Consider the following 12221-nt stretch of genomic DNA (forward strand, 5'->3'; position numbering starts at 1 on the left):
CAAATATATCAATGTTTTGAATAAAGCCGCCCTGATTTTCTCGCGGCCGGAACTCCCCCTCAGTCATTTCGGTCATACCCTCCCAGAGTGTTTAAATCCTCCGTTGGAGACCGGTTTGATGACGAAGATGGATTGGTTGATGTTGGCGGTCGTAGCGATCCCCGTGATGCCCGCAATTTTAAAGGAAATTCGGCTTTGGTGGGAGGCAAGGCGGAGGAGCCGGCGGGGTGGCTCGCAGAGGCGCTTCGATCAACCATGACGCGTATTTTGGTGCATCTCTTGCGGTGGACGCTTCCACTTCTGGCTGAATTATGCTTTATCCCCCCGCGGGTAGAATGGGGGACTACATGAAAATCTATATTATGCCGCTGGCGGTTGTGCTGGCGGTTTCTGGCTGCGCAAAAAGGCCTGACGCAATCGTGCCGGCCGACATTCCGATGGCGGCATATACCAATTTGTCATGCGAACAGCTTGGTCAGGAGATGATCAAGGAGCAAACGGCTCTGACAAGTGTATCCAAACAACAGCACGACGCCGCGACAGGCGATGCCTTTGGCGTTTTCCTCCTCGGCGTCCCGATGTCCTCGACGTTCGGCGGTGACAAGGAAGGGCAAGTGGCGGTTGCCAAGGGGAAAGTCCAGGCAATTCAGTCCGCGATGATGAGCAAGGGATGCAGTTCATCGCCGGTGCCGGTGAAGCCGGGTGCGGCGGCGAAGAAGGCAGCAACTTAATGCGCCGCCGCAGATAAGTCACGATTAACCTGGCTGTCTTTCAAGGCTGTCGGGGTTTCGTTCTCACCTCCAGCACGATCGGCGAACGCGACGCAATCTCTTTCACCTTGATACTTTGGGTGGGCTGCTCAGGGAAGATAGTGAATATGCGGCCGTGCGTGATGCGGTGAGGTCTCGACACGCGCATCTACCGCGAAAACGTCCCTTAAGACCGTCTCGGTCATGACTTTGTCGGGTGTGCCCGACGCAACGATCCTGCCGCGCTGCATGACGATCAATTCGTCGCAGAACATCGCTGCGTGATTGAGGTCGTGCAGAGCGATGATGCTGGTAATTGGTAGATCGGCGACAAGCCGCATGAGGCTGATCTGGTGTTGGATGTCGAGATGATTGGTCGGTTCATCGAGGATCAGCTCTTTTGGCGACTGTGCAAGAGCTCTGGCAATATGAGCGCGCTGCTTCTCGCCGCCGGACAGGCTCTGCCAGGGGGCATTTCGTTTATCGATCATACCGGCGCATTCAAGCGCTTGCTCGACAGCCTGGTCGTCAGCGAGTGTCCAGCCGGAAAACATCGAGCGGTGCGGAAAGCGTCCGAGTTTGACTACGTCAACGACCCTGAGGTTCGCGTTGGTCGTCGCATGCTGTTCGACGAAGGCGACGCGTTGCGCGATCGTGCGACGACCGATGCTGCCTATATCCTTCCCGTCGAGCGTGATCTCGCCGGAGTGCGGCCGCTTCAGGCCGGCGAGAAGCCGCAGGAGCGAGGTTTTACCGGACCCGTTCGGGCCAAGCAGGCCGAGCATCCTTCCCGGCCGTGCTTCGAAGGAAACGCGATCGAGAATAATCTTCTTGCCTATCTTCCACACGAGGTCTTGGGTCCTGATGCTCATGATGCGCGCTGGAACCGGTACAGAATGACGGAAAAGAAGGGAACGCCTACGAGTGCGGTGACGACGCCGACCGGCAGGATCTGCTGAGGGACGAGTGCGCGCGAGGTTATGTCGGCGAGCACCATGAAGATAGCCCCCACGACGGCGCAGGCCGGAAGCAGCCGGCTATGGAGAGGCCCGACGACGAAGCGTGCCGCATGTGGCACCACCAATCCCACAAAACCGATCGAGCCGACCATGCTGACGATCGTCGCCGTCATCATCGCGGTCAGGGCGAAGAGCACAATGCGCGCCCGCCCGACATCGACGCCAAGTGAAGCGGCAGCCTCGTCGCCGAAGGCGAAGGCATCCAGAACCCGGGCATAGGCAAGGCAAGCGACAAGCCCGAGGCCGACGATGACCGAGACCAGCATGAATTCCGGCCACCGCACGCCACCGAAGCTGCCAAGCAACCAGAACATCACGTCGCGAGCCTGCTGAGCATTGCCAGACGTCGTCACGACATAGGACGTAGCGGCGTTGAACAACTGCGATGCGGCAACGCCGGCAAGGATTGTCCGGTCGGCGCCCCCGCGGGTTCCATTCGACAGGAGGGCCACGAAGAAGAAGGCGGCAAACGCCCCAGCAAAGGCCCCCGCCGACAACGAGACGGCCGCCGAGCCAACGCCAAGGATGACGATAGCGACGGCCCCGGTCGATGCGCCGGCGGAAATGCCCAGCACATAGGGTTCTGCGAGCGGATTGCGCAGCAGCGACTGCATGATCGCGCCAGAAAGCGCCAAGCCCGCGCCACAGAAGGCGGCAACGAGTGCGCGGCTGAGGCGATAATCCCAGATCACGGTCTCATGGATGCGGTTCAGTTCCACCGCCGTCCATCCCAGCCTGTTGGTGACGGCGGCGAACGTCGTGGCTAGTGGGATCGGCAGGTCGCCAATCCCGACACTGACACCTACGACAAATCCGATCGCCGCAAGGGAGGCCAGCAGGAGGGCACCAAAGACGGCAGCCTGCGGGAGAGGGCGGTGAGAGGCAGTCACTTGAGCAGACCGAGGGCCTTCAGCTGTTCGGCCACCTGCTCCGCACCGTATATCGTGCGGATCGTGGGGTTCATAGCCTGACCGTCCATGACGACGATCGCATTGTTCCGGACGGCCGGCATCTGGCTGACCGCGGGATCGCTGTTCAGGAACTTGATCTTGGCTTCTGGCTTGTCGAGTTCCCAGCGGTTGCGGTCGAGACTGGCGATGACGATGACGTCGGGATTGGCTGCAATGATGCTTTCCCAGCCAAGCGTCGGCCATTCGGCTTCCGCCATGATCGCATTCTTGCCGCCGAGAAGATCGGCGATGAAGCCCGATGCGGCATTCTTGCCGCCGAGATACGCGTCGGCTGTCGGTGACGGGCTGGAGAACCAGAAGACGTAGGAGAGTTTCTTCCCGTCCTTCGAGACGCCAGCGCGCAAGGTCGCCTCGCGCTTCTTGAAGTCGGCGATCAGATCCTGGCCGCGATCGGCGACATCGAAGATCTGCGACAGCTCGTCGATCTCCTTATAGAGCAGGTCCATGCTCCATAGCTGATCACGGCTGCCATATTGATCTTTTGCCTTTTCGGTGCTGAGGCAGGTACTGGGCGAGATGTAGCTGGGCACACCGACCTTGTCGAAGTCCTCGCGCTTTGCGACCTTGCTGGTCGGGCCGAGCAGGCTAGGGAGGGCTGCGGCGACGAAATCCGGGTTCTCGGCCAGAATCGCTTCGAAAGTCGGGAATTCGACAGTCAGGAGCTTGACCTTCGCATTGGCTGCGGCCAGTTGCGGAAGAACCTTGCTCGGCCAGAATGCCGTGCCAGCCATTTTGTCTTCCAGGCCGAGCAGCAGCATAATCTCGGCGCTGTTCTGGCCAAGTCCAATCGCCCGCTGCGGCGCCTTGTTGATCGTAACCTGGGCACCGCAATTGTCGAGCACCAGGGGATATTTCGTCGGCGTTGCTGAAGCTTCGGTTAAGGCAAAACCGAGCACGGCTGCGAGGCCAGCGGCAAGAAGAGGTCTGAACGCAGACACTTTCATGTTCCTATCAGTGGAGTTTTTAGTTGTGGTGCTGCGCCTATAACGTGAACGACCTGCTTGAACAAGACTGTTGAAGTCAAGTATTTGTTCCGCGACCTCCACTCCGTCGCACTTGCCGATGGTGTTCAGGATTGCTCTTAAAGGGGATACTGAGGGTATGAATGGTATGCTGGTATGTGGCGGCCATCAAGACTCTGACGATCACACCGCATGCAGCCCTTCGCCGTCGTCAACGGTTCCAACCGGTACGCTTCTCTAATGCTTCCAAGTGGTAGCTATTCGATGATTGCGCCAGTTGCAAAGTCTCTTCGGCGTCGAATCATGTCCGCGGCAGAATTTTATTGGCGCTGATGACAGTCCGTTGATGTCGCTGACATTTCCATACGTCCATCTAGGAAAATTCCGCAGATATTGTCGAGTTTGTCGCGGTAGATCTGCGTGAGATAGCCGCAACGAAACACGCCATCGCGAGCAAGGTTGTTGCCGCGAAAAACGGGATCTGTGGCGATATCCGGTGAAGGCCCGCGCCGGCGATTGGCCCGATTGCCTGTCCGAGGCCCTGTGCCAGGACGTTGACGCCAGCAACCTTGCCTTGGGCGCCGCGTCCGGTCTGCAAGCTAAGCGAAGCGAGATTGCCGGTCAACATCAGGCCCAGACCAATGCCGAGCAGGATCAACGTGGCGAAAATCCCTGAATACGTTGTCACAAACGTGCAGATCAACATGGCAATGGCCGCCGTGATCGCTCCGACCCCCAGCAATCGAGTGGCCTTCCAACGGAAGACGCGAACCGCGCATGCCTGCACCACGATCATGGCAAGCGCCGTCGCCATCAGCGCTGCGCCTCCGCGGGCGATCGACTCCTCAACCGTGAAGCCTAGCGAATCCTGCAAGCGGAGCGCCGTCACCTGTTGCAGGATGCTGTAGGCAGAAATCGACGCCAGCGTGATCGCCAGGAACGGCCATATCTGGCCAAGCGGCAGGCGGGCATCTGAAATCGTCATTGACGCCGTGCGGACAGGTTCCTTGGCCAGGAGCATGCTCAACAGTGCAATGGCGGCCAGCATCGCGATGACGGCGAAAGCCAGGGCCGGATTGCCTGCTGCAACTCGCCAGGCGAGCGCTGCCCCGGCGATAGCGCCAACGCCAATAGCTGCTCCGAGGGTGCCCATGCCACCTGCACGTTGCGCTGGAGTGGTAATGTCGGCCATGTAGGCTTGCGCTGCGGGCAAGATGCCGCTGGTGACCAAGGTTTGAGTTGCGCGGACGAGGGCTATCAATATAAGCGCCACGAAAACGCTCAAAACACCTGACAGTCGAAAATAGACGATTACTCCAAATCCCATGGAGCCCAACGTCGCGCCAGCAAGAGCCGTCAACAGAACTGGACGGCGCCCGACACGTTCACTGAGGTAGCCCCATGCAGGTGCTGATACCATTATCAGCAAAGCAGACAGGCTGAGTATGCCACCGATATGGAGGTCCGCGAAGCCCAGACGCCGGCCCAGCGGAGGAAGGACGACAAGAAGGAAGGATTGCCCGGTGGTAAAGACCGCCAAGCTTAGAAAGAGTGCCGCTTGTGTCCTGAATGTCTGAGATTCAACGTTCAAAGTTTCCCCCAGCGAGCGTTATTCCATGGTCTATTATTCAGAACCGTCGCCTTCCGAGAACTGTCGCAGCGCCTGCGGATTGACGACGGTGATGGATCGGTAGGTGTAGTCGACCCAACCAGCGGCAACGAAACGCTGCATTGCGATGTTGACCTGCTGCCGTGAAGCATTCGCCATGACGCCAAGATCGCTCTGAGACAGGCCGATAGGCATGTCGCCGAGCCAGCCAGCCCGTTGAAGCACCGATGCGATCCTGCGCCCCACATCGCGCTTTTGCAAATCGTGGACGATGCGGAGCAGAACATCAACGGTGAATACAGTGTTCATTCCAATCGCACGCGATACGCCAGGATCGCGTGCCGCCATCTGCTCAAGGGCGTCGAGTGGCACATGCATCATCCAAGCGCCACCAAGGGCCTTCAACTCGACCCTGCGTGGCTGGCCGGTCAAGAAGGGGCCTTCACCTGTCCACGCACCCGGCATCCCGAGATGGATCAGCCGGGGGGTCGCGTCAGGTGGCGCTGAATTGATGGTAAGGGAGCCGGCGACTAGCCCATACATGCCACCGACCGGATCGCCGTATCGGTATATGATCTGGTTGGCAGTGAACTTTTGCAAATGCGCGTTACGCAGCAGCTCCGTCCTAAAGGTCTCGCTCATGCTCGCGAGCCAGGCGCCTTGGGCCATGACTTCTTCCGCCTTCTTTCGCGTCAGATCCAGCATGATTTCCTCCACATTGCCAAGATCCGGACAGAATAGATGTCACCGATCAGCTACAAAGCACTCGAACATACGCGCTTGCATCACGGTCGCAAAATAAAGCAGCCGGGGAATGCCGGTGATGATATACTTGTCCGAATTTTCTAAGAATGTCCGAATCCGGACAATTTGATGTCGGCGAATATGCAATCTGGGCCCGTCGATGATGAATTGTCATGGTGTGGCGCAAGCATTGATTTGTAGAGAAGAAATCGAAGCCCGCTTAGATCGCGACACACCATTACAGTCAGGAAATAGCGCGGACCTCCTTTGAGCTTCGCGAGATCTTCCTACCAATTCTCGCCGACCAAAATATGCCAAAGAACTTTTGGGGCGGAAGATGAATTCTGGAATGTCGGGACATTCACCCTTCGTGAATCGCAAGTACAGCGGCGGTGAACTCGCGTTTATTTCCCTTTTTTTTCTATTCGTCAGCTTCCCTTGCGGCAATGCCGCGGCGCAGGCAACTGCGGACGACCGTTCGCAGAAACTGGCCAATCCACCTGCAAATCTGACCCGCGTTCCGCTCCAAAACAACGTCGATTTCGGCGCAGGCGTCAACGGCCACGGTTTTGCTTATACGTTGAATATCCAGCCGGTCATGCCGCTCGAGCTGACTGAAGACTGGAACCTGATTACGCGCACCATAATTCCCATCGGCTACCGCGATTATCTGCCCGGCGCAGATGTCTCGGGTCTGGGTGACGTCAATGCGAGCTTCTTCTTTTCGCCCAAGGGTCCAGGACCCGGCGGACTGATCTGGGGTGCTGGCCCCGTTGCTTTACTGCCGACAGCCACGGACGACTTCCTCGGAGCAGGAATATTTGGCCTTGGATCGACAGCCGTCGGTCTTGTTCAGCAGGGGCCTTGGACGGTCGGAGCACTGGCCAACCATATCTGGTCGATCGCAGGACCGAATGATCGGCCCGACGTCAGCGTCAATCTCCTGCCGCCCTTCGCATCTCATAATTTCGGCGGTGGAAGGTCGGTCTCCCTCAGCGTCGACGCCAACCATGACGGGAACAACGAACAACGGATTGTTCCGGTCAATTTCGGCGTCTCCCAGATTTTCACCTTGGGTTTTCAGGCCATGAGCTCCCAGATCGGAGGACGGTACTACGCCGGCGTACCGTCGGACAGCCCGGAATGGGGGCGGACCACGCTCGCATTCCTGTTCCCGAAATAAATGCGGGGCCGGATCGAGATTGATATTTGTTGGCAGAGGGACCAGTCAATGAAAGTCCATAGAATATTCACGGCGATGGTACTGATCAGTGCGTCCGCGGGTTCGGCCGCAAGTGCTGCGGACCTTCAGCAGCCGTTTATCATCCCCGAGGCTAAGCCGGCTGTAAGTGACGGCTGGACCTTTGCGGTGAGCCCTTATTTCTGGGGCGCCGGCATCTCTGGCGATGTCGGGCAGTTCGGTCTGCCGGCCGTTCATCTTGAATCCGATTTCGGCGACATTCTGAAGGATCTCGACTTCGGGTTCATGGCGGTTGGCGAAGCGCGTTACGATCGGTTCAGCATCTTCGGCGATGTCATCTACACCAAGGTATCGTCGGGGGCATCCACGCCGCTCGGCATCGTCGCAGAACGGGTCGACGCCACGTCGGAGACGTTCGCTGGACTTGTCGGTGCGGGTTATGCCGTCTTCCAGGATGGCCCCAGCAACATCGACGTCGTCGCCGGCGCGCGCGTCTGGCACGCGAGCACGGAGATCTCGTTTTCCGGCGGTCTTCTGGGCGGCGTTTCAGCCAAAGACAGCGCCACCTGGGTCGACGCGATGGCGGGTGTGCGCGGCCGGTACTTCCTGACGGACAATCTCTATCTCAGCGCCTGGGCATTGGTGGGGGCCGGGCAGGCAGACCTCGACTGGGATCTCGCTGCCGGCATCGGCTACCAGTTCAATGACAGGATCTCGGCCGTCGCCGGCTATCGCGCACTAGGCGTCGATTACAGCAACGACGGTTTTGTTTTCGACGTGGTGCAGCAAGGCCCGATTCTCGGCCTGGTCGTGCGCTTCTGACCGTTCGTCGATCAATCCGCTTCTTTACAGAACTAGCTTTGGAGGACTTCCATGTTTCTTGCAAGATTGAGCTTTTCGACAATTGCGGCGGCGGCACTGCTTCATGCGTTGCCGGCTGCAGCCGATCCAATCCTCGTCAACAGCGACAACTTCGTGCGCGCTGAGAGCGACCTCTACTTCTCCGGCATCGCTGCGAACGGAGGCTTCGCCAAGTTCGACCATACGCGGGAAATGGCGCCGCTTGACAAGCAGACGGTCATCCGCCTGAACCGCGACACACTTTATTCTTCCGCCGTGTTCGATCTGGATGCAGGACCGGTGACGATCAACGTGCCGGATACCGGAAGCCGGTTCGTGTCGCTTCTTATAATCGACCAGGACCACTATGCCCATGGCGTATATTACGGCGCTGGTTCGTACACCTTGACGCGCAAGGACATAGGGACCCGCTATGTCGTGGCTGCCTTCCGCTTTTTTGCTGACCCCAACAACTCGGAAGACATGAAGAAGGTTCATGCGCTTCAGGATGCGGTTACGGTCAAGCAGACGGCAGAGGGTCGTTTCGAGATTCCCGAGTGGGACGGCAAAAGCCGGGACAAGACCCGCCGCGCGCTCCTGGATCTCGGCGCGCTGCTCCCGGACACAGCGAAGATGTTCGGATCACGCGATGAGGTGGATCCGGTCCGGCATCTGATCGGAGCAGCGCTCGGATGGGGAGGAAACCCGGACAAGGAAGCGCTCTATCTCAACGTGACGCCGGAAAAGAACGATGGCAGGAGCATCTATCGGCTGACTGTCAAGGATGTTCCCGTAAAAGATTTCTGGTCGGTCACGGTCTACAACAAGGACGGCTTCTTCACGCCGAACGAGTTGAATGCCTACTCGCTGAACGACGTAACCGCGCAGAAGAGCACGGATGGCTCGATCACGATCCAGTTCGGAGGCTGCGACGGCAAGATCGCCAACTGTCTGCCGACGCCCGAGAGCTGGAACTACATGGTCCGCCTGTATCGGCCCGAGACGCAAATTCTCGACGGAAGCTGGAAATTCCCCGTTTTGGAGGAAGTGAAATGAAACGTCGCACTTTTTTGCAAGGCACCACCGCATTGATGGTGCTGCCGTCACTTCCGGCTTTCGCGCAGGATGACATCAGGGCGGTCGCCCGTGAAGCGTATATCTACACCTATCCGATGGTGAAGAACTACCTCACCATGTATCAATACGCGCTGGAACCGGGCGGTAGCCAATACAAGGGGCCACTCAACACTCTGGTCAGCATCGCCAGGGTCTACACGCCTGAAGATACGGCAATCATCACGCCGAATTCCGATACGCCCTATTCCTTCATCGTCTTCGATCTGAGGACTGAGCCCGTCGTGGTGACGATGCCGCCGATCGAGAAGGACCGCTACTATTCGCTGCAACTCATCGACCTCTACACCAATAATGTCGACTATCCGGGAACGCGGGTTGACGGCAATGGCGGCGGCGACTTTTTGATCGCCGGCCCCGGCTGGAAGGGCGACATGCCGAAGGGCATCAAGCGCGTGATCGAAATGCCGACGACGCTCGCCATGGGCATCGTCAGGACGCAGCTCTTCTCGCCCGACGATCTTGAGAGGGTAAAGGAGGTTCAGGCCGGCTATAAGGCGCAGCCGCTTTCCGTCTATGCCGGCACGCCGGCCCCCACCGCCCCGCCGCCGGTCGACTGGATGCCTGTCTCGGACGAGTTGATGGTCACGAACTACTGGCCGCTTGCTGCCTTCCTGCTCCAGTTCGCTCCCCCTTATCCGGGCGATGATGCACAGCGGGAAAACCTCGCCAAGCTCGGTATCCAGGAAAGAGTAACTTGGCCGGGAACGGCTCTTTCATCCGATATCGTGGCGTTGATGAAAGAGGTGGTGGTTGCCACGGAAAAGGAAATCCGTGACGAGGCTGCCAGGCTGACGGATTCGTCTAAGATATTCGGGACGCCCGAGTTCATGAAAGGCCAATACATGACTCGCGCCGCAGCGGCGCAGGGCGGCATCTATGGCAACTCCGTGCAGGAGGCACTCTACGTCATCTACGCTTTCGATGGGAATCGTCAGCTATTGGACGGCAGGAGGGGAAAATATACGCTAACCTTCTCCGTCGACATGCTACCTCCCGTCGACGCTTTCTGGTCAATCACAATGTATGACAAGCCCAAGCAGCTTTTGGTGCCTAATCCAATTGATCGTTACCTGATCAACTCGCCGATGCTTGCCGACCTCAAGAGAAACGACAAGGGCGATGTTGTCCTCTACCTGCAGCACGAAAGCCCGGGTGCGGAACTGGAAGCGAACTGGCTCCCCGCGCCGAGCGAAACTTTCTACGCGGTCATGAGGCTCTATCTGCCCAGGGCGGAGGCGCTGGACGGCCGTTGGAAGCCGCCGGCGGTCGAAACGCTTTAGTCGCAAGGCCCAAGACGCTCCCTTGACCAGCGGCCGGTTCCAGGCCTCCTTGAAGGCGTTGGGGTGGCCTTCGCTTCCACCCCAACCTGCCGTCCAAGGTTAGCATCAGTAGCGCTTTTAATTCGTGGTCCGCGGCGAGCTCGACGGTTCGAAGCACGCCGCGCGAACCTTCTTGCTCAAAACCTGGGTCACCGGATCGTGGGTGGCTCCTCGACGGAGTGGCCATGCACAAGGCGCTTTTCCTCGGTATCTTGCTTACTCTTTCAAGCTGCGGCCATCCCCCCGGTGTCATGCAACCCGTCACGCTGGCCGCAAATTCCCAGAAAACATCCCAGGTGGAGATGCTGGTCGCGACTAACCGTCAGCCTTCTGGTGACCCGGAGACACTGTTTAACGGCGAGCGCAGCCCGAAGCCGTATCTGACGGAGGTCGCCGTTTCCATCCCGCAGGAGAGAAAGCAGGGCGCTGTGCAGTGGCCTCGGCAACTGCCGCCGAACCCGGCCAGCGAATTCGCGGTTATGAAGGTCAAGCAGGTCGAGACCCTCTCCGAGGCAACTGCATGGTTTAGGCAGAACATGGCAGGCGGTCATGCTCTGGTCTTCGTTCACGGATATAACAATCGATATCAGGATTCTGTTTTCCGCTTGGCCCAAATTGTCCATGACAGCCGCATGCAGGCCACCCCGATCCTTTTCACCTGGCCATCGCGGGCTCAACTGATGGCGTATGAATATGACAAGGAGAGTGCCAACTACTCCCGCACGGCCTTGGAGCAATCACTGCAAGTTCTGGCATCGAACCCAGATGTCAAGGACATTACCATCCTTGCCCACTCGATGGGAACGTGGCTCACGATGGAAGCACTGCGTCAGATGGGCATCCGCAACGGTCGCGTGAACCCGAAAATTGCCAATGTCATCCTTGCGTCGCCCGATATCGACATACAGGTTTTTGCGAAGCAGTTCGTCGAGATGGGGCCACACACCGCGAAATTCACGATTTTCGTATCACAAGACGACAAAGCGCTCGCGGTTTCCAGCTTCCTTACCGGCAAGGTGCAGCGTCTTGGCGCGGTCAATCCGGCAGAAGAAGTCTACCGCTCGAAATTTGAGAAAGCAGGCATTACCGTCGTTGATTTGACGAAGCTCGATACCAGCGATCGCCTCAATCACGGGAAATTTGCGGAAAGTCCGCAAATCGTCCAGCTCATTGGCGAGCGGCTGATGAAGGGACAGACGCTGACGGATTCCAACGTGACCTTGGGAGATGGGGTGGCAGCGGTCATCGGAGGCACGGCACGCACGATCGGCGCCGTTGCGGCAACAACAATCTCCGCACCATTAAATGCCGTGGAGAAGCGGCAACAAGCTTCACCGCTGCCGGATATCGCTCAAACGCTCACTGAAGCGCCCGATTCCAAACCTCTCATCGATTGACTCCCCGCCATCAACGATATCTGCGTCGGGTTGATGAGCGGCACGGCTCACCGTCCATCGCCGGTCTGCGTGGAAAGTGGCTATTGCATTGGCCGAGAGGCTAAGTCTCCGACCTGTCGGGCCGCTGGTCATTCTGTTCAGCCGGGCGATAAGGCGAGCATCACGTTCGAAGCTGAAGGCGACGCCTTCTGTACGAGGGAAACTGCCGACTTCCATCTGCCCCGTGGCGATCCTGATCCTGCGTGTACCAATCGACGAGGGGGCGTGGAGCCA

General features: G+C 58.5%; 11 protein-coding genes. 6 read left to right on the top strand and 5 right to left on the bottom strand.

Annotated features, from left to right (window positions below):
• The first annotated feature begins 335 nt into the window (after window positions 1-335).
• On the top strand, window positions 336-731 hold the full coding sequence (locus tag QEO92_RS05715; RefSeq protein ID WP_320443009.1) for a hypothetical protein: 396 nt from the start codon (window positions 336-338) through the stop codon (window positions 729-731).
• Between the two features lie 128 nt (window positions 732-859).
• Here the strand turns inward: QEO92_RS05715 and QEO92_RS05720 are convergent, their stop codons facing one another.
• From QEO92_RS05720 to QEO92_RS05740, 5 genes are all read right to left on the bottom strand, one after another.
• Window positions 860-1621 (bottom strand): ABC transporter ATP-binding protein, encoded by a 762-nt coding sequence (locus QEO92_RS05720; RefSeq protein WP_037150831.1) that lies wholly within the window; start codon window positions 1619-1621, stop codon window positions 860-862.
• Window positions 1618-2658 carry a FecCD family ABC transporter permease gene (locus tag QEO92_RS05725; protein ID WP_407720917.1) on the bottom strand — a complete coding sequence of 347 codons (1041 nt, stop codon included), beginning with the start codon at window positions 2656-2658 and terminating at the stop codon, window positions 1618-1620. Before QEO92_RS05725 ends, QEO92_RS05720 begins: the two co-directional genes overlap by 4 nt.
• A complete protein-coding gene (locus QEO92_RS05730; RefSeq protein ID WP_037150996.1) occupies window positions 2655-3677 on the bottom strand; it encodes an ABC transporter substrate-binding protein in 1023 nt (340 codons plus the stop codon). The genes QEO92_RS05725 and QEO92_RS05730 overlap by 4 nt, the downstream gene beginning before the upstream one ends.
• A 397-nt stretch (window positions 3678-4074) precedes the next feature.
• Window positions 4075-5292, bottom strand: coding sequence for an MFS transporter (locus QEO92_RS05735; RefSeq protein ID WP_052182843.1), 1218 nt, complete (start codon window positions 5290-5292; stop codon window positions 4075-4077).
• 33 nt (window positions 5293-5325) lie between these two features.
• A complete protein-coding gene (locus QEO92_RS05740) occupies window positions 5326-6015 on the bottom strand; it encodes a Crp/Fnr family transcriptional regulator (RefSeq protein ID WP_037150835.1) in 690 nt (229 codons plus the stop codon).
• 364 nt (window positions 6016-6379) lie between these two features.
• Here QEO92_RS05740 and QEO92_RS05745 point away from each other — a divergent pair, with 364 nt between their 5' ends.
• From QEO92_RS05745 to QEO92_RS05765, 5 genes are all read left to right on the top strand, one after another.
• On the top strand, window positions 6380-7237 hold the full coding sequence (locus tag QEO92_RS05745) for a transporter (protein ID WP_227702453.1): 858 nt from the start codon (window positions 6380-6382) through the stop codon (window positions 7235-7237).
• A 48-nt stretch (window positions 7238-7285) separates the two neighbouring features.
• Window positions 7286-8077 (top strand): hypothetical protein, encoded by a 792-nt coding sequence (locus QEO92_RS05750; protein ID WP_227702454.1) that lies wholly within the window; start codon window positions 7286-7288, stop codon window positions 8075-8077.
• 51 nt (window positions 8078-8128) lie between these two features.
• Entirely contained in the window at window positions 8129-9151 is a 1023-nt protein-coding gene (locus QEO92_RS05755) for a DUF1214 domain-containing protein (RefSeq protein WP_227702455.1), read from the top strand.
• Window positions 9148-10512 (top strand): DUF1254 domain-containing protein, encoded by a 1365-nt coding sequence (locus tag QEO92_RS05760; RefSeq protein WP_227702456.1) that lies wholly within the window; start codon window positions 9148-9150, stop codon window positions 10510-10512. Before QEO92_RS05755 ends, QEO92_RS05760 begins: the two co-directional genes overlap by 4 nt.
• A 224-nt stretch (window positions 10513-10736) precedes the next feature.
• Window positions 10737-11948 (top strand): alpha/beta hydrolase, encoded by a 1212-nt coding sequence (locus tag QEO92_RS05765; protein WP_227702457.1) that lies wholly within the window; start codon window positions 10737-10739, stop codon window positions 11946-11948.
• The last annotated feature ends 273 nt before the right edge of the window (window positions 11949-12221 follow it).

Source organism: Neorhizobium petrolearium (assembly GCF_029854435.1).
Taxonomy (GTDB): Bacteria; Pseudomonadota; Alphaproteobacteria; order Rhizobiales; family Rhizobiaceae; genus Neorhizobium; species Neorhizobium petrolearium.